We start from the raw sequence: 18,646 nt of genomic DNA, 5'->3' as shown, positions 1-18,646 counted from the left end.
CATTATTCTGATAAAAAATCATGCCATCATAGCAGGACCTAATATTAAACAAATAGTAATAATTAGGGATATTTTGAATTGTAACTATTTTATGTCTAACATAATTTTATGCGAGGTCTTTACTACATTTACATACTATTTTAAACAAGCGATCTTAAAACAAGATAAACAGTAATCTCAAAACAAAACAATTTAATATCGTAAAATAGTAAGCAGATGAAGAAAAAGTTTTGGTGCTATACGCCAAAAAAAACGCTAGTAGCCTTAGCGTTGCCGTTATTAATGTTATATCCGGTATCCGCAGCTCCTATAGGTCACGCAATATGTGTTGATCAGAGCGTTACAAATCCAGGAATTAATAGTGCGAAAAAAATTAATCCGCATACCGTTGAAATATTGTTCTCGGATAATCAGCGTATGACCTTTGATTTCTATGGGGAGAATATTTTCAGGTTATTTCAAGATATTAAAGGAGGAATAATACGTGACCCGAAATCGAACCCCGAAGCCAAGATTTTAGTGGATAACCCCCGAAAAGAAATACAGTCCCTTCAATTTAAGGAAAAAGATAATCAAATCCATATCGAAACGTCTAAGATCAGTATTCAATTGGATAAAACCACAGGTCTTCTGAAGATTTTAAATAGAGAAAATAACAAGGTTGTTTTGGAATGGATTAAGCCGGTTGCCTTCGAAAAAAACAACGTAAAGATTTCGTTGAAGGAAACTCCCGACGAATATTTTTATGGAGGAGGAGTGCAGAATGGCCGTTTTTCGCATAAGGGAAAAGTTATATCCATAGAAAATCAAAACAGTTGGACAGACGGTGGGGTAGCTTCTCCAACTCCTTTTTACTGGTCTTCTAATGGTTATGGAATGCTTTGGTATACGTTTAAAAAGGGAAAATATGATTTTGGTGTAGGGGAGCAAGGTGTTGTGCAAGCTTCGCACGAAACAGATTATCTGGATGTGTTTTACATGGTCAATGACGGAGCTGTCCCTTTATTAAATGACTTTTACCAATTGACCGGAAATCCGGTTTTAATGCCAAAATTCGGATTTTATCAGGGTCATCTAAACGCTTATAACAGGGATTATTGGCTGGAAGATGAAAAAGGGATACGCTTTGAAGATGGTAAGAGGTATAAAGAATCACAAAAGGAGAACGGAGGAATTAAAGAATCCTTGAACGGTGAATTACCCAACAATTATCAGTTCTCTGCGCGAGCGGTGATAGATCGCTACAAAAAACACGATATGCCACTAGGTTGGATTCTTCCTAATGATGGATATGGAGCCGGATATGGTCAAACGCAGACATTAGATGGAAATATTCAAAATCTAAAGGAATTTGGTGATTATGCTCGCAAAAATGGTGTTGAAATTGGCCTCTGGACACAATCCGATCTGCATCCTAAGGACAGTATAAGTGCGTTATTACAACGGGATATCGTGAAGGAGGTGCGTGATGCAGGAGTGCGGGTATTAAAGACCGATGTCGCTTGGGTTGGGCCAGGCTATTCTTTTGGGTTAAATGGTGTCTCGGATGTAGCTCATATCATGCCTTATTATGGAAACCACGCAAGACCTTTTATCATATCGTTAGATGGGTGGGCCGGTACCCAGCGTTATGCGGGGATATGGTCAGGAGATCAAACCGGAGGTATTTGGGAATACATTCGATTTCATATTCCTACATACATTGGATCAGGTCTTTCGGGGCAACCGAATATTACCTCTGATATGGATGGTATATTCGGCGGCAAAAATAGTGCAGTCAATATTCGCGATTTCCAATGGAAAACATTTACACCAATGGAATTGAATATGGACGGTTGGGGTTCGAATGAAAAGTATCCACATGCGTTGGGGGATACTGCCGCTTCCATCAATAGGAACTATTTGAAACTCAAGTCCGAATTAATGCCATATACTTATAGCATAGCGCGACAAGCAGTAGATGGCCTGCCGATGGTACGGGCATTGTTTCTCGAGTATCCGAATTTATATACGTTGGGTACGGCCACGCAATATCAATTTCTCTATGGCCCCCATTTCTTAGTAGCCCCGATTTATCAGAATACGAAGGCTGATGGAGATGGGAATGATATGCGGAATAATATTTATCTTCCGGAGGGAAGTTGGGTCGATTATTTTTCAGGAGAGAAATATCAGGGAAATCAGGTGCTAAATAATTTCGATACGCCGATTTGGAAATTACCTGTATTTGTAAAAAACGGAGCTATTATTCCGATGACTATTGCCCATAATAACGTTTCGGAAATAGACAATACGCTACGTGTGTATGAAATATACCCTTACGGTAGTTCTTCGTTTATAGAATATGACGATGATGGCAGGACGGAAGCCTATAAAATAGGAGTGGGTACAAAAACGGAGATTCAATCTGTTGTTTCTAAAGATAACGCAACTATTACGGTTTTACCGACAGAGGGTAGCTTTGAAGGTTTCCAAAATTTTAAAAGAACAGAGTTTCGTATTAATGTAACGAGCAAACCTAAAAAAATAAGCGCTAAATATGGACGATCTAGTCTGAAGTTAAAGGAGGTCTTTTCATTGGAGGAATTCCTGGAGGGAGAAAATGTGTACTTTTATTATGAAGAACTAAATCTGAACAAATTTGCAACGCCAAACAGTAGTTTTGCGAAGACAATCATCAAAAAGAACCCTCAGATATGGGTTAAGTTGGCGTCAACAGATATTTCGACAACAGGTACGACGTTGGTTATTCGGGGATTTGAGTTTAATCCAAAAAATTCATATCGGATCACTTCGGGAGCATTGTCTACACCGTCGGATGCGGGGCTAAAAGAATCCGATATCGCAGCATATACCTTAAAACCAACCTGGGGAAAAGTAGATCATGCAGACTTTTATGAAATAGACTTTAATAACATGCGCTATACGACAATTCGGGAACAGGAACTTTTGTTTGACGGACTTGCTGCCGAAACGGATTATACATTTAAATTACGTGCGGCTAATAAGGATGGTTATTCCGATTGGGTCAGCTTTACAGCAAAAACAAAATCTAACCCGTTGGAATTTGCTATTAAGGGCATAGTTGCAGAAACTACCGCTCAAAATCAAGGGGGTGAAGGTATTCATAAATTATTTGATTTTGATGAGGGTAATATGTGGCACACCAAATGGGGTACAACATCAGTGCCTTTTGATATCGTTATTGATTTGAAATCAATCAACCAACTAGATAAATTTCATTATTTACCTCGATCGGGGAGAGGAAATGGGATTCTCCTAAAGGGTAAGGTATTCCACAGTTTGGATAGGGAAATATGGACAGAAATCGATTCTTTTGAATGGGCAAACAATGATGAAATAAAAGCGTTTGTTTTCAAAGGACATCCTACGGCACGCTATATAAAACTATCGATTACCGAAGGAGTTGGAGGTTTTGGTTCAGGGCGTGAACTCTATATTTTCAAAGTACCCGGAACGGAAAGTTATTTACCCGGTGATATCAATAATGATAGATTACTAGATGTAAATGACCTCGTATCATATACCAATTATACGGGGTTGCGATTGGGTGATTCTGATTTTGAAGGCTATATAAGTAATGGCGACATCAATAAAAACAACTTGATTGATGCGTACGATATTTCAGTACTTACGACACAGTTAGAAGGAGGTGTTCCTGATAGTAAATTGGAACAGATTGCCGGAAATATTATATTGCGTACGGAGAAGATGAACTATGATAAAGATGAAATCGTAGCGATACAGGTACATGGAGTAGATTTGCAATCGGTAAACGCATTGAGTTTTGCACTCCCATATAGTACGCAGGATTACGAATTCGTAGGAATAGAGAACTTAGGTATGAAGCAGATGGAGAATTTGACCAATGATAGGTTGCATACAAATGGTAGCAAAGCGGTGTATCCTACATTTGTCAATGTGGGTGAAAAAGAACTCTTGTCGGGCAATCAAGACCTGTTCATTTTGAAGTTAAAAGCAAAACGCCCTGTTCAGTTCAAACTGAAAGCGATGGATGGATTTTTAGTAGACAGGAAATTGAATATCTTAAAATTCTAAAAGTTACATGGGAATAGGGAAGCTGGTCGAATGTGTTCATCATCGACCAGCTTTTTTGTTTTACTGACTATAATACTTTTTAACTTTATTTTCTAAATTTTCGATTACAGCAGTACTGTAATCGACGTGATTTAATCGGGATGCTTGACCTAATGCCCCTGGGCTAAAAACATTTATTTCCATGATTTTATCTCCTACGATATCCAGTCCTACAAAGTACATATTGTCTTCTATAAGTTTACTGGCTACTTTATTGACAAGGTTAAGAACCTTTTCATCGATAAAGGCTTGTTTGGCTTTAGCACCTTGGTGGATGTTGCTCCGGATTTCGTTTCCTTGTTGTACGCGGTTCACGGCTGCGTATTTACCATCCACTATAATGGGTTTTCCGTCCAATAAGAAAAAACGTATGTCGCCGTTTACGGCTTCCGGCAGATACTCCTGTGCTATGACATACCCGTCTCTACCGATTACCTCTACAATCTGTTTTAAATTTTGACGTTCTTTGAATGGGATTAAGAATACATTTTTGCCCCCCGAACCTTTTAGGGGTTTGAGGATGATCTTATCTTGTTGTTCTTCCAGAAAAGCGATTACGTCTTCGTGGTTTCGTGTCACAATGGTCTTCGGGCGGATTTCTTTCGAAAAGTTTTCTAAGTACAGTTTATTGCTTGCTTGAATAAGTGTGTCTGGATCGTTGACAACCAAACGTCCGTTATTTTTTACGAGTTGCGCAAATTGGATCCCCATTGCAGCGGCCCAAGGTCTATTTATCATATCTAATACCGGGTCAAAACGGAGCCATAAAACATCTATTTCCTGTAAATTGATAATTTGCTTTTTATTACTTCGAAGAGTATTCAATAAATCCTCTCCATCATCAATACCTGAATCCGGCTCTGCCACCCGACCATGTGCGCCGATATTACGTTCATTTTGGTAAATGAAATCGGCAAGTCCGATATAAATGATCGTATGATCACGTTTTAAGGCGGTAAGTGCTAATAGGGTAGTCGTAAAAGCTACTTCTTCTTTATGTGTTTGATTGATTAAAAGTGCTATTTTCATTTGTCTGCTTTTGTTATTCTAGAGAAATTATACCCCGGTCTGTAACGTTTTTATAGCATGTAGCATTTTAAAGAATCTACGTTGATCTCATCTAACCACTGCTCCGTGTTAATATTATTTAAGTGATGGTGTCATAATGAATTGCTATGTTAATTGATAAGTTTGAATACATTGCTGATTTTATTAAGTGCTTTAAATCTTTCCATATTTTCTTTACTAAGGTAGCGGGGTATTAGTGCCGGAGGCTGTAATACACCACGTTGCATCAGATCTTTAACTATAGGCAGGTAGTCTTCTCGTATTTTTCCAACGGTTAAGAGACGAATATCTTTGCCGTCTTTAAGATATTGAATCAATTCGATCAAACCTTGAAGGTAAAGGGCATCTTTGGTGAGTCCGCCTCCGCGGTATACGCGCATAGTCATCTGGAATGCCGTTTGTTGGGCAAAATGATATTCTTCTGTTAGCATCGAAAAGGTATCAATAAAGGAATGGCCCATCAACATATAACGTACGGCCAAGACACGGCCCGAGATGGTACGAAGACGATCGTTACTAAGTCCTCCGACTAGATATTCAGCGAATACTGCTAACCCTTCTTGAAGTTGTTCGTAGCCGGGAACACCAAGGCTAAACAGGCTTAGTGGCTGTGTTTTTCCGTTAAAATAAGTTACGATATGTGTACCTACTTCATGCTGAATCAATGCCTTTGCACGCTCTATTCCTATTTGATATTCTTTACTTATATTCAAGATCCCACGATTCACCATGACACCAGATATATCATCGCGGACACGTACAGTAGTGTTGAAATCCGGACGTTGAGCCTGCAGATATTGTATCTCCTCTCTGGCCATTTTAGCAAATCCATGTGCGTCTAGTTTCTTGTCTTCTTTGATATTGGGAGAATCGCCTGAGTCAATAACGGTCAATAGTGCTTTTGCTGTATTCAAGAGCTTATCACTCACGGCACCAAATATCTGTAAGCTTCCATGCATAAAATCTTCTTTTCCCCTGTCACTGAGCATAGACATCATTGCATCCAATTCGGTTCTTTTGTCCCTGAAAAGATATGCGATAGTCGGATCATATAAATCTTCAATCCGCAAATTGTACAAATTTCGTTTTACCAAATCCGGATCTATCGGCATAGGACGATAAATAAACTTAGGCGTACGGTAAAATTTGTCTTTTTTAAATTGTAACCAAGCTTCATGAGCATTAATCGGGGTAACCAGAAGGAGGAAATCAAAGCGCTGACTTTCCTGTGCCAACTTCTTATCTATTTCCAATACAAATTTGGAAAGTTCTTCATGTGTTTGCAATTTGAATTCGGTGGCCTTAACGGTGGTATGGATACGTAGAAATTCAAAAAATAACCGCGATAGGCTTTTACCTAATGTCTCCCGAAAATGACGCAGTAGGATAGGAAGGGTGTGGCCTTGACGATCGATATATCTTTGTTTTACGGATATTCCCAATGACATGATCTGCTTTTCTTGTAATTTTTTCAAAGTAAATAAATCCGAATATCCCTCTGGCTTGGGCACTTTACTCAATTTTTCGAGGGCTACTGTGATGTCGGGAGCCTCGAGTACGATATTTTTAGCAAAGTATTCGGCAAGTTGTAAGGCATTTTTTTGTGATAATTGAATGGATATATCCTCTACTTGATCTTGGGGTGCGTTCCATACTTCTATCACGAGGCATGATCCGAATTCTTTTGCCAGTGCCTCTGCTATCATTCCAATCCAATCTTCCCGGGTAAAATCTGTTTTATAGATAACACTGGCCGTCTCGGATTTGGCGAGTTCCGTCAGCATTCGATCCTTCCCCATTATCGGTATACGATAGATAAAGAGATAAGGGACAATCTTATTAAAAACCAATTTACCGACATTTGGTATCTGCTGATGGAAAGGCTCTTTTTCTTTTATAGCCTGCATGATCTGCTGAATGGTCTTATCCTCTTGCATCATTAAAATTATATTCTTGTAAATCGGTTAAGGCATTCATAAGAATTTGTCTGTAGGCCATGATATGCTGAATATATGGTTCTCCTGTCCATTCATCCATAAAATCTTTTCTAAATTCAATAGATAGTACACAACCTTTGTCTCCAAATTTTTTATTGATGAATTGAGAAAGGTATCCTCCTTTGAATTTTACATTTTCCCGAATATCGATCGGTTGGGAGAAATAGGTCTGATGCTGTATAGACGTTATAAAATATTGAATGAGCGACCGCCACTTCGGATGATTGTATATCGTACCCAAATTTATCTGAGGGTTTGCGTTATGATCTACTTCTTCAAGCGGTCCGGATCTTTTGCAATTATAGCTATGGATATCGAGTACCACAAAATACCCATGGTCATCGATTGTACGTTGGATTAGGGTTTCTATTTCCTTGAATACGTTGTGATGTTCGTTTTGTAAGGTAGCGATGTGGGGCTCCGGAAGATTTTCCCAAACGGACAATCCCCACGCTTGTTCAGGGCGCAGGTAAATGGCATCGGCTATTGTTCTATTCATATCCAGCTGGAAGCGGGATGTACTAACTATAAATTTATTAATCGGCAACTCAGCTATGGTACCGGTGTAGGGATCTTCTTCTCTAAATCGTTCGGCATCATTAAGGTTTAAATAATCTTTTAGAACAGGATTTATCCGGCTGCCATCGTGAATAGCAAAAGACCAAAACGGACTATTCCCGGTATTGACATAATATGCAAAAAAATCAGACATAGGATTTGCTGCTATCGATTACAAAATTATAACGTATAATAGATCGAAAAGTTTGTTTGGTCCGCTGCTGATACTTCAGTTAATTGATGACAGTTGTATGAATAACTGTCAAATCTAGATGCCTGCCAACAAATAAAGAAATCATTTCCAACTATTGTTTTACTTGGTTTTACGTCTTCAAGTGATGACCGTGAAAAGGAGGAAATGGTCAAAGCCCTTGCGCAAATGGTGTTTTCAAAAGAAAATATGAGGGAATTAATTGACTATTTAGAAAAGGTAAGCTTTAATTAGTTATCTCACTCTAGATTTAAATATTTATTTATCGTTGTATCTTACTACAAAGCGGTTTGTAATGCTTTCGGTATTATTGATTATGCTATTTAGAAAAAAAAGCTTACATTATGCTGTTTTTATAATATTAAAGAAATAATCGAAAATTGAAATTCACTGAATTTGGTTTAGTCCCTCTGTTGGAGGAAGGACTCGACAGCATGGGATATCTTGAGGCTACCCCTATACAAGAACAGGCTATACCTGTGATTCTCCAAGAAAAAGATTTAATAGCTTGTGCCCAAACCGGTACTGGTAAGACAGCATCGTATCTTTTACCTATCTTAAATAAAATAGCACTTCGTGAGACTAACCATGTAGATACTTTGATTCTTGTCCCGACACGAGAACTCGCTTTACAGATCGATCAACAAATAATGGGGTTATCGTACTTTACGGGAACGACCTCCATCACCGTTTACGGAGGGGGTGGTGGTATGGATTACGAACAACAAAAGCGGGCAATACAAGAGGGCGTGAATATTATTGTGGCGACACCGGGACGTCTAATCGCACATCTGGCTTCGGGCAAACTCGATTTTTCTAAACTTAAACATCTTATTTTAGACGAAGCGGATCGAATGCTAGACATGGGATTCTATGATGACCTCATAAAAATTATCAGCTATCTTCCGGCTAAAAGACAGAATTTATTGTTTTCAGCTACGATGCCGTCTAAAATACGCTCTCTGGCAAAAAGAATTCTTCACGATCCCGTTGAGATTAATATTGCCCTGTCAAAACCTTCCGAAGGTATTAAGCAGCAAGCGTATCTTGTCTATGACGAACAAAAAATGCAACTGATAAAAGCCCTAATTTCGGATCCGTCTTTTACCAGTATTATCATTTTTGCTTCCAAGAAAGAGATAGTAAAAAGATTGACGACCGAACTCCGCAAAGGAGGGATAGCTGCGGAAGCTTTTCACTCTGATTTGGAGCAAGTGCAGCGAGAAGATGTGATGAACAGATTTAAAGCGAAAAGGCTGAATGTATTAGTGGGTACGGATGTAATATCTCGAGGTATCGATGTTGTGGGAATTAGTTTGGTAATAAATTACGATGTACCTCCTGATCCGGAAGACTATGTCCATCGTGTTGGACGAACTGCTAGGGCAGCTACGACAGGTACAGCAATTACTTTTATCAATATGAAGGATCAAATTCGCTTTTCCAAAATAGAAGAGTTGATAGGTGCTGATATCGAAAAAGTACCACTACCGGAAGGATTTACCGAGGGACCGATTTATGATCCTAAAAAGAGACCGCCCAGAAATAAATCAAATAATAAGAAAAACTTTAGAAAATTTTCTAAGAAATAAAGAAGTTCTACAATAGAGTGCCCCCAAAAAGTTAGACACTTTCCGGGGGCACTCTACTTTTTTTGGTAATATGGGCAGTATGCTGATACTAAATATTGCCAATAAGATAGTTTTTATTTTATGGAATATAATAATGAGGTTAGAACGCTTCGTTTAATCCTAAGAAAAGTCCGCGTTGTCCGAATTTTCCGAAAGCATAGTCAATACATAAATTGGTTCGTGTCATTTTATTAAATAGAACGCGGAGTCCGCCACCTCCGGCAGGTTGCCATTGTTGAAAGAGTTTTGTCCTCATTTGGTCATTAGCCGTTTGTACATTCGCAAATACCACACCGCTCAAAAACTGATTTTTAAGAATTGGGAATCGGTATTCCATTTCGGAATAGAAAAATGATATGCCCTTAAAGTATCCATTGGTATATCCGCGACCACTCCGTGTATAGGGATCTTTACCTGTTCCTGGTAGATCTAAATAAAAGAGTGTACCACCTAGATTATAGGAACCATAGTTCCAGAAAGCCAAAACATGATTGGGGCGCTGTTCGGATAACTGCCAGTATTTTCTAAAATCGGTCTGTAGTTGATAGGCATTTTTTTGACTTCCCAACCAAGTTTGATTCATACGTAACACCACATCCGCATAAATACCTTTGTAAGCACTATTCGGATTATCCCTAGTTAGATACTGAAGATTAAACATAAGTCCATTGTTATTGTTTTGTGTGGAGTTGAAATCATTCCATTTGCTGTAAATTGCGTTTGGCGAGGTTTCAAACTCACTAGAAGTCCTTATGTCTCGCTTTAATTCAAAGAATATGCCTCCGCCAACAAACATACCGGGTAACAACTGCCTATATAGACGTTCACTAAATTCATATACGTTATAATGATTTACATATCGGTTACGTACAGGATTATTCATGGTCGCTTCATCTGCTTCCGGGTTATCAAGAGGGAGGCCTATTCCGAGTCCGTAATCGAGTCCGACCATTTTTGCACCTAGCAAGTTCCCTTTCAAATTCCATCTGTTATCTTTGGTATAGGTATCGTGTGTTAAATAGGTGTAAAATATTCCTCTAGTGGTATAATTGGCAGAGGTTGCAAAAATAGACATGCTTGTTGTTTTTTTATCACCCAGATACACTCCTCCAACTGCTTTCAGTCCGATCTGAAAACCAATGCTCGGATTATAATTGATGTTGGGTAAATAAGAAATCCCGGATCTTGTTTTCTGTGTAGAAGTAGTATCTGCCTTTCTAAGGGGATTGATATCCTGAAATAAATCTACTACGTCATATAGTGTACTACTTATGAATTGGGAAGTATCTTGTATAACGAGACTAGAATCTTTTACAGAAACTATTTGTGCAGTACTATTTTGCAAATAAGCGAAATATAAGAATAGGACGGTAGATAAAGATTTCATGTTGTGAATTAAACGAACGAAAATAAAGAATAGTTTTTTAAACTCAGTTCTGATTGCAGATAATATACCTGCAATATATACAAGTCTGTAAAAAATAGTGTAAATTGAATTCCGAATTAAAATTTAAATACATGAAAAAACACATATTAATTTTCTTTTCTTTCTTTTTGACATCGCTATGTTTTTCCCAAGTGCGGGATACGGTTGAAATTAATAAAACCCTTGATAAGTGGCATTTTTCGGCAGCAAGGGCTGATTTTAAGGCATATTTTGATTTATTGCACACGGAGTCGATATTTATCGGGACAGATGCAACAGAACGTTGGGACAAACGTGAATTCATGAAATATGCGAAGCCGCATTTTGATAAAGGCCGTGCCTGGAATTTTAAGTCGTTAATACGTTATGTGAATTTTTCCGCAGATGGTCAAACCGCTTGGGTGGATGAATTGTTAGATACACAGATGAAAATCTGTCGAGGTTCAGGTATTTTAGTATTGGAAGAGGGCAAATGGTTTATTAAACATTATGTGCTTTCCATGACTATACCTAATGATATCGTGGAGACCATAGTGCCACTTAAAGTGCTTCAAGAGGATAAAATCATCGAACAAATACGTTCAGATAAATAAAAAATAAAGGAGAAAAGTACATGATAATCCAACACCAACAAGAAGGAAGCAAAGGTCGCTTCGTAGCCTTAGAAGACGGAAAGCAGATCGGAGAGATGTCCTATTCCGTTGCCGGACCTGATAAAATTATTATCGATCATACAGAAGTCGCCCCTGAAGAGAAGGGAAAGGGTGTAGGGCATGTTCTACTGTATAAGGCAGTAGAACATGCTCGGGACAATGCCCTTAAAGTGCTTCCCCTGTGTCCTTTTGCTAAGGCTTCATTCGATCGGGATGTGCATATCCGGGATGTATTGTTTACCTAATTTCCTATAGCAGGAAATGATTTCTCAAAATAGCAGATCTGCTAAAAAAGTAAGATCTGTTATTTTGGGATACTTTATATTTTCTCTTCTCTTTTTTGTCTTCCCAAGTCATAATTAACCCTTTTATGTCGATTTAAATTTGATTTTCTTATCTTTAGGCGAATTTTAAAAATAGTGTACTTCTATTGGTGAAATTTAACTTTACTTCAATGAAAATTAATAATACACAATAAAAAATTATGTCATCTAAAATCATTTACACTAAAACGGATGAAGCTCCTTTACTGGCGACATATTCGTTTTTACCTATTGTTCAGGCTTTTGCTAAGACGGCTGATATCAATGTTGAATTAAGAGATATTTCATTAGCAGGACGTATCCTCGCAAATTTCCCGGAATATTTAACGCCCGAACAAAAAACGGTAGATGCATTAGCTGAACTCGGCCAATTGGCTACTCAACCTGACGCAAATATCATTAAATTACCAAATATTTCGGCTTCTATTCCACAGTTAAAAGGAGCTATTGCGGAATTACAAAAAGCGGGATATAATGTACCTAATTACCCCGATAACGCAGGTTCAGAAGAAGAACAAAATATTAAAACTATCTACGCCAAGGTTTTAGGCTCAGCTGTAAATCCGGTGTTACGTGAAGGGAACTCGGATCGCCGCGCACCTAAAGCGGTGAAAAACTATGCTAAAGCTAATCCGCATTCTATGGGCGCGTGGTCCGCTGAAAGTAAAACCAAAGTTGCTACTATGCAGGATGGTGATTTTTACGCAACCGAAAAATCGATAACTATAGAAGAAGATTCACAATTTAAAATAGAGTTTGTTGCCAGCGATGGCGCGATTAAGGAATTAAAAGGATTAGCAAATCTAAAAGCCGGTGAGGTAATCGATTCATCTGTTCTTAATTTAGGAAAACTAAAATCATTTGTAGCAGCAACGATCGAAGAAGCGAAGGCGGCAGGCGTACTATTATCTGCACATCTGAAAGCAACAATGATGAAGGTTTCCGATCCTATTATTTTCGGTGCTATTGTTGAAGTATATTTTAAAGATGTTTTTGCAAAATATGGTCAATTATTTAATCAATTGGGCATCAATACGAACAATGGACTAGGAGAAGTATATGCCAGGATAGCAGGACAGCCTCAGGAAGCTGAAGTAAAAGCAGCTATTGAAGCCGCTATCGAAAATGGTCCTGATCTAGCCATGGTCAATTCAGACAAAGGGATTACCAACCTACACGTGCCTTCGGATGTAATCGTAGATGCTTCTATGCCGGCTATGATCCGTACCTCCGGACAGATGTGGAATAAAGATGGTAAGTTGCAAGATACGATTGCTATTATCCCGGACCGCTGTTATGCGGGCGTTTACCAGGCGACTATTGACGACTGTAGGGAAAACGGAGCATTAGATCCAACCACAATGGGTTCTGTTCCCAATGTGGGTTTAATGGCCCAAAAAGCAGAAGAATATGGTTCGCATGATAAAACTTTCCAAGCAGCCGCTCAAGGTACGATCTGTGTGGTAGATGCAAATGGAAATGTTTTATTGGAACAAGTTGTTGAAAAAGGTGATATCTTCCGTATGTGCCAAACAAAGGACGCACCTATTCAAGACTGGGTGAAACTCGCTGTAAATCGTGCTCGCTTATCAGCCACTCCGGCAGTATTCTGGCTAGACGAAAATCGTGCGCACGATCGAGAAATTATTAAAAAGGTAGAGAAATACTTAGGAGATTTTGATACTAACGGATTAGATATTTTCGTTATGAATCCTGTTGAAGCGACTAAATTCTCTTTGGATCGTATTCGTGAAGGTTTAGATACGATTTCTGTGACTGGTAACGTATTACGTGACTATCTAACAGATTTATTCCCGATCCTAGAAGTAGGAACATCAGCGAAAATGTTGTCTATCGTTCCATTAATGAATGGTGGTGGTCTTTTCGAAACAGGTGCTGGTGGTTCGGCTCCTAAACACGTTGAACAGTTCTTGGAAGAAGGGTATCTTCGTTGGGATTCGTTGGGTGAATTCTTAGCTTTAGGTGCTTCTTTGGAACACCTCTCACAAACACAAAACAACCCTAAAGCGCTAGTGTTAGCGGAGGCTTTGGATGTAGCTACAGAAAAATTCTTGGCAAACGACAAATCGCCTGCACGTAAAGTTGGTCAGATTGACAACCGTGGTTCACACTATTATCTAACGGCATATTGGGCAGAGGCATTGGCAGTACAGACAAAAGATGTTGAGCTAGCAACTAAATTTGCGCCTTTGGCAAAGGTCTTATCTGAAAATGAAGCCCAAATTAACGAAGAACTAATTGGAGCACAAGGTAAAAAACAGGATATAGGTGGATATTATTTTCCTAATGATGAACTGGCTACCGAAGCGTTACGTCCTTCAAAAACATTAAATGACGCTATTGCTACGTTGTAAGTTTTCGAATTAGTAAAAGTAAAATATAATAAAGTAAAAAATCCCGATTCAAAAGAATCGGGATTTTTACTTTATTATATAGTCCACACCTTTTAAAGGTCATGTTGACCTGTAGAATGTAAACGTCTTTATCGAATTTCATTTTGTCAAAACGAAAAAGTAGGCCGTACACTATTGACTATTGAACTCTTGATAGATTAGCCGTACATTTTCCTGTTCGGCCCCACCCTCAATAATCATTTTTTCGCGAAAGCCTGTTTCATTTATTCTTTTTTCCTGCTTTTTGGTTTTCCAGATATTAATAACTGCCAGTCTACCAATTGTGGTAGAAGGTAACCCCAGTTGATCGCAGGAATAATCGCCCAACAAATAGCGATTGTAATAGAGATGAACTTCGCGCATCATCTGCCGCATAAGTGGCTGCTTGGGGTAATGAGCATGTATGGGTTCGTCTTTTAGTGCTGTAGCTAATGCTAAAGTATCTTCATCACCTTCGCGTTGCGTCATCGTCCAATAGAACAAAGCTTCAATAGCTTCATGTTCGTTCTCGGGGATAATCTCTAGTGGTATACCCAATAGGTAGCCGATGTATTTCCAGAGATGGAAAAGACCGTCTATTTCTTCTTCGCTCGGTTGTACGCCCATACGTCGGAGGCCAACCAGGAATACGAGTGAAAATCCTAAATTAGTGGCCAACATATCCCAACTGTTAAGCGGTACGCCCCATTTACGACTGTCCCAATCGGTCTTGCCAAGTATATTGACACGGGCAAAAGAATGTACCATACGGGTAGAGAGTACATGTTTGAATCCCATGTTAGGAGTTTCCAACGCACTTTCTTTCACAATCTGCACCCAAAACTCCACGGTTTCCGTTAGCCGCTTAACTGCTCCTTTTTTTAGGGCACCCGTATAGATCAAAGGTTTGTTTATAGCTGCAGATTCGTATCCCCCCATTAAACAATAGTCGCGAAGGACGATAAGAGACGTTAACCCCGGTCGTCTGCTTAATTCTGCTCCAACCTGTAGCTTTTTTCGGTCTAACCAATCGGGATTTGTATCGATGTGTTTAAAAAAATTGTCAAATGCTGTTTTTCGCTCTTGAATAAGTGGATTTTGATCGATATAGTCTATAAGACATGTATTGCCAACGGAAAACCCTACCTGTTCGAAAAGATCAAGCACAACTTGATCTCCTAAGCGATCCCATTGGTACAATAGTGGAATAAATTTTTCGGCAATAGCCAAATCAGGCACATAACCCAATTGATCGAGTAATTCTTTACCTATACCTTGTGACCAATAATAGGCAAACGAAGTATTATTATATTTAAAACGATAGGGAATATGCGTCATCTGTTTTTTATTAATTGTTGATAGACCAATTAAAATATGTTGCCCTTGCAGTCAGATAATTATTGTGTTGTTTTACAAACGTAAAATCCACATAATCGGCAATACAAGATTTTGTATCGCTGCAACAAAATTGTCGGTCTATTGCAAAATGTAATCGAAATTTGCCTGTATTTTTGCTTAATTCGTATTGCCAGTGGCTGATGTGTAGATCACCGATTTGTGGTCCACCGTCTTTGTCTTCTACGACTTCTAATAAGGATTCCTTCAGTGTTTTCAATTGTGATTGAGACAGCATTGTGATAATAGATTGAGGATCAAAGTTGTGATCTTGTATATCCGAATCGGATACCACAATAGTCATATCAATATGTATGCTCTCGTTCATAGGATACTATTTTTTTGTACTGCTTCCAATCTTTTACAAATCGATCCAGAAGGCGGGTTCGCTCTTGGGCATCGATATGCACTAAACACATTACTGCTTCTCCACAGATAAACGAAATAAATCCGATTGACTTTTGGATCAGATCTGATGAAAATGTGATGCGCTTATCCCTAGTACAAACAGTAAAATAATTTGTTTTTAATTTCCGTATTTTAATCTCGGAAAGAAGTGTGTTCAAGTGTTCTTCCCAGATGCTGATCTGAAGGGTAAGCTGTTGTAGTAAGAGACTGAGTTGTAAATTATCGATAGCTTTTTTGTGGTTGGGATAAGCGGATGTATATATTCTTTCCTGATGAAGGTAAGGATTGGGCAATTGCGATTTGATGATAAGGGGGAAGGTGGTGTCAAAAATCTGAAAAGAACCGATCTGCTGTTCGGAATCCACTTGTGTTATATAATTTTTGATGAGTCGGCTATTGGCCCTTATATAGGCGTATAGTTCTGCTGTAGGTACTGTGTACGGCACATGCAAATGAATCATCTGATTTTTATAGCCTCCGATAGCAATACCTTTGGAGGAGGATTGAATGACAATATTATATGTGCTGCCGTCTACTTCTATAATCATTTAGTATAAAATAGTTACTTAACATTTTGTGTGGGTTTTATTATGGTTGCATAAACTAATTTTTGTATAAAAATGAGTAAAATTTTTGTAATGACAGTATTATTATCGGTCTGGGTCTATTCTTTTTTGTCTAAGAGGGTAGCGCAATCGATCTGTGTACCGAAAGATCTGAAATAAAATAAATAAGACCATTTCAAAAATGGTCTTATTTATTTTATTTCAGATTCCTGATTTCTTCTTGCTCTCGCAGTTTGTCAACATTGTTCTTTTCACCAAACTCTTCCGTTTTATTTTGGAATGATTCTAAGATTTCTTTTATTGCTTCAGAATTGTCCGCCGTACGTTGATAAATATCTGGCATTTTACTTTCTATAATTTTATCGCCGAGTTCAATATTATCAACTTCTATTTTACCGATCTTTTCCAATACCGCTTGTTGACTATTCCTCACGTCTTCTAGTTCCCGTGAAATCTTTGCCATTAAATCAAATTGCTTTAATTTATCCATAGTCTTATCATATTTGTTTCTACATAAGGAACGAATGGAGCACAAAATTGTTTTAATAAAAAAAACAGCCTATCCAAAGGTAAGCTGTTCATATATAGTAAAAAAGGGTTTTTTTACGCAGTTTTTCCGGGGTAGACTTCTAAGGCTTTTTCCAAACAAAGCAAGGCCTTTCTCAAATCTTCTTGATTTAAAACATAGGCCAATCGCACCTCGTTCGTTCCAAATCCTGCTGTGCTATAGAATCCTGTTGCCGGAGCCATCATTACTGTTTCATTGTTGTAATTAAAATCTTCCAGCATCCATTGACAGAATCTGTCTGCATTATCGATTGGCAATTTAGCTACAACATAAAAAGCACCTCCCGGATTTGGACAAAACACACCCTTAATATTGTTTAAACCATTTACTAAGGTGTCTCTTCTAGTGGTATACTCTTTGGAAACGGCTTCAAAATAGGAATCTGGTGTGTCTACGGCGGCTTCTCCCGCAATTTGTCCCTCCAATGATGGACTTAAACGTGCTTGTGCAAATTTTAGAGCGGTTTGATATAGTTCTTTGTTTTTGGTGATTAAACAGCCAATACGTGCACCACAGGCCGAGTACCGCTTGGACACGGTATCTAAAACGACAACATGATTTTCTAAGCCTTCTAAATGCATCGGCGAGATAAATTCCCGACCATCGTAGCAGAATTCACGGTAGGCTTCATCAGAGAATAAATATAAATCATATTTAAGGCATAAAACGCGTAAAGCTTCTAATTCTTCCCGAGAGTACAGATAACCGGTAGGATTATTAGGGTTACAAATGGCTATAGCTTTTGTCTTTTCCGTGATTACCTTTTCAAATTCGGCAATAGAAGGTAAAGCAAATCCACTATCAATATATGACATGATAGGTTTAATAACGATATCTGACGAACAGGCAAAGCCATTGTAATTAGCGTAAAATGGTTCGGGAATAATGATTTCTTCACCGGGGTTTAGGCAAGCTTGCATCGCGATGGTAATCGCTTCCGAACCTCCATTTGTAACTAATATATCTGTTGGAGCTATAGCATAATTCAATTTATTATAATATTCAGCTAGTTTACCTCTATAAGATGCTGTACCTTCAGATGCAGTGTATGCCCATACTTTAAAGTCGATGTTTTTAAGGGCGTTCAACATCACCTCAGGAGTTTGAATATCGGGTTGTCCTATGTTTAAATGGTAAATCTTTTTACCATCTTTTTTAGCTTGATCTGCAAAGGGTGTTAATTTCCGAATCGGTGAGGCAGGCATATTAATGCCTTTTTGTGAAATTTTTGGCATGAAGTATTATTTTGTTGTGTGCAAACTTAGATAAAATGCTTTGCATTCACGAACACCTAATGGAAAAAAACACAATTCGTAATTTGCTATTGTAA

The 18,646-nt window shown here is 38.4% G+C and carries 14 protein-coding genes; 5 read left to right on the top strand and 9 right to left on the bottom strand.

All coding sequences use genetic code 11. The annotated features are described in order from the left end of the window. The first annotated feature begins 216 nt into the window (after window positions 1–216). On the top strand, window positions 217–4,080 hold the full coding sequence (locus tag E4F24_RS08535; protein WP_140938271.1) for a TIM-barrel domain-containing protein: 3,864 nt from the start codon (window positions 217–219) through the stop codon (window positions 4,078–4,080). Between the two features lie 60 nt (window positions 4,081–4,140). Here the strand turns inward: E4F24_RS08535 and E4F24_RS08530 are convergent, their stop codons facing one another. The 3 genes from E4F24_RS08530 to E4F24_RS08520 form a co-directional block, all read right to left on the bottom strand. Then, entirely contained in the window at window positions 4,141–5,148 is a 1,008-nt protein-coding gene (locus E4F24_RS08530) for an ATP-grasp domain-containing protein (protein ID WP_140938270.1), read from the bottom strand. A gap of 149 nt (window positions 5,149–5,297) precedes the next feature. Then, window positions 5,298–7,127, bottom strand: a complete 1,830-nt coding sequence (locus E4F24_RS08525) for a flavohemoglobin expression-modulating QEGLA motif protein (protein ID WP_235891186.1) — start codon at window positions 7,125–7,127, stop codon at window positions 5,298–5,300. Continuing rightward, window positions 7,111–7,896, bottom strand: a complete 786-nt coding sequence (locus tag E4F24_RS08520; RefSeq protein ID WP_140938269.1) for an N-formylglutamate amidohydrolase — start codon at window positions 7,894–7,896, stop codon at window positions 7,111–7,113. The genes E4F24_RS08525 and E4F24_RS08520 overlap by 17 nt, the downstream gene beginning before the upstream one ends. Before the next feature lie 437 nt (window positions 7,897–8,333). Here E4F24_RS08520 and E4F24_RS08515 point away from each other — a divergent pair, with 437 nt between their 5' ends. After that, a complete protein-coding gene (locus E4F24_RS08515; protein ID WP_140938268.1) occupies window positions 8,334–9,545 on the top strand; it encodes a DEAD/DEAH box helicase in 1,212 nt (403 codons plus the stop codon). A gap of 139 nt (window positions 9,546–9,684) precedes the next feature. Here E4F24_RS08515 and E4F24_RS08510 read toward each other — a convergent pair whose 3' ends face one another. Further along, entirely contained in the window at window positions 9,685–10,971 is a 1,287-nt protein-coding gene (locus tag E4F24_RS08510; protein ID WP_140938267.1) for a BamA/TamA family outer membrane protein, read from the bottom strand. Between the two features lie 131 nt (window positions 10,972–11,102). Between E4F24_RS08510 and E4F24_RS08505 the strand changes: the two genes are divergently transcribed. The 3 genes from E4F24_RS08505 to E4F24_RS08495 all read left to right on the top strand — a co-directional run bounded on the left by E4F24_RS08505 (window position 11,103) and on the right by E4F24_RS08495 (window position 14,361). After that, a complete protein-coding gene (locus E4F24_RS08505) occupies window positions 11,103–11,603 on the top strand; it encodes a nuclear transport factor 2 family protein (RefSeq protein WP_140938266.1) in 501 nt (166 codons plus the stop codon). A 20-nt stretch (window positions 11,604–11,623) separates the two neighbouring features. Continuing rightward, complete coding sequence (locus E4F24_RS08500; protein WP_140938265.1) at window positions 11,624–11,908, top strand: GNAT family N-acetyltransferase; 285 nt, start codon at window positions 11,624–11,626, stop codon at window positions 11,906–11,908. A 239-nt stretch (window positions 11,909–12,147) separates the two neighbouring features. Further along, window positions 12,148–14,361, top strand: a complete 2,214-nt coding sequence (locus E4F24_RS08495; protein WP_140938264.1) for an NADP-dependent isocitrate dehydrogenase — start codon at window positions 12,148–12,150, stop codon at window positions 14,359–14,361. Between the two features lie 171 nt (window positions 14,362–14,532). Here the strand turns inward: E4F24_RS08495 and E4F24_RS08490 are convergent, their stop codons facing one another. The 5 genes from E4F24_RS08490 to E4F24_RS08470 form a co-directional block, all read right to left on the bottom strand. Continuing rightward, a complete protein-coding gene (locus E4F24_RS08490) occupies window positions 14,533–15,717 on the bottom strand; it encodes an oxygenase MpaB family protein (protein ID WP_140938263.1) in 1,185 nt (394 codons plus the stop codon). A 10-nt stretch (window positions 15,718–15,727) separates the two neighbouring features. After that, entirely contained in the window at window positions 15,728–16,102 is a 375-nt protein-coding gene (locus tag E4F24_RS08485; RefSeq protein WP_140938262.1) for a hypothetical protein, read from the bottom strand. After that, on the bottom strand, window positions 16,080–16,730 hold the full coding sequence (locus E4F24_RS08480) for a YgjP-like metallopeptidase domain-containing protein (protein WP_140938261.1): 651 nt from the start codon (window positions 16,728–16,730) through the stop codon (window positions 16,080–16,082). Before E4F24_RS08480 ends, E4F24_RS08485 begins: the two co-directional genes overlap by 23 nt. Window positions 16,731–16,944: 214 nt before the next feature. Next, complete coding sequence (locus E4F24_RS08475; protein WP_140938260.1) at window positions 16,945–17,238, bottom strand: hypothetical protein; 294 nt, start codon at window positions 17,236–17,238, stop codon at window positions 16,945–16,947. A 113-nt stretch (window positions 17,239–17,351) separates the two neighbouring features. Continuing rightward, window positions 17,352–18,551 carry a pyridoxal phosphate-dependent aminotransferase gene (locus E4F24_RS08470; protein ID WP_140938259.1) on the bottom strand — a complete coding sequence of 400 codons (1,200 nt, stop codon included), beginning with the start codon at window positions 18,549–18,551 and terminating at the stop codon, window positions 17,352–17,354. Window positions 18,552–18,646: the final 95 nt, after the last annotated feature.

This window comes from Sphingobacterium lumbrici (genome assembly GCF_006476045.1).
Lineage (GTDB): Bacteria > Bacteroidota > Bacteroidia > Sphingobacteriales > Sphingobacteriaceae > Sphingobacterium > Sphingobacterium lumbrici.
Note: the sequence above shows the minus strand (reverse complement) of the source record. Positions and strands in the feature narration are given on the sequence as shown.

Excerpts from the sequence above, each read along its gene's own strand:
- E4F24_RS08535 (WP_140938271.1), top strand. The coding sequence starts at position 217 with ATGAAGAAAAAGTTTTGGTGCTATACGCCAAAAAAAACGCTAGTAGCC.
- E4F24_RS08530 (WP_140938270.1), bottom strand. The coding sequence starts at position 5,148 with ATGAAAATAGCACTTTTAATCAATCAAACACATAAAGAAGAAGTAGCT.
- E4F24_RS08525 (WP_235891186.1), bottom strand. The coding sequence starts at position 7,127 with ATGATGCAAGAGGATAAGACCATTCAGCAGATCATGCAGGCTATAAAA.
- E4F24_RS08520 (WP_140938269.1), bottom strand. The coding sequence starts at position 7,896 with ATGTCTGATTTTTTTGCATATTATGTCAATACCGGGAATAGTCCGTTT.
- E4F24_RS08510 (WP_140938267.1), bottom strand. The coding sequence starts at position 10,971 with ATGAAATCTTTATCTACCGTCCTATTCTTATATTTCGCTTATTTGCAA.
- E4F24_RS08505 (WP_140938266.1), top strand. The coding sequence starts at position 11,103 with ATGAAAAAACACATATTAATTTTCTTTTCTTTCTTTTTGACATCGCTA.
- E4F24_RS08500 (WP_140938265.1), top strand. The coding sequence starts at position 11,624 with ATGATAATCCAACACCAACAAGAAGGAAGCAAAGGTCGCTTCGTAGCC.
- E4F24_RS08495 (WP_140938264.1), top strand. The coding sequence starts at position 12,148 with ATGTCATCTAAAATCATTTACACTAAAACGGATGAAGCTCCTTTACTG.
- E4F24_RS08490 (WP_140938263.1), bottom strand. The coding sequence starts at position 15,717 with ATGACGCATATTCCCTATCGTTTTAAATATAATAATACTTCGTTTGCC.
- E4F24_RS08485 (WP_140938262.1), bottom strand. The coding sequence starts at position 16,102 with ATGAACGAGAGCATACATATTGATATGACTATTGTGGTATCCGATTCG.
- E4F24_RS08480 (WP_140938261.1), bottom strand. The coding sequence starts at position 16,730 with ATGATTATAGAAGTAGACGGCAGCACATATAATATTGTCATTCAATCC.
- E4F24_RS08475 (WP_140938260.1), bottom strand. The coding sequence starts at position 17,238 with ATGGATAAATTAAAGCAATTTGATTTAATGGCAAAGATTTCACGGGAA.
- E4F24_RS08470 (WP_140938259.1), bottom strand. The coding sequence starts at position 18,551 with ATGCCAAAAATTTCACAAAAAGGCATTAATATGCCTGCCTCACCGATT.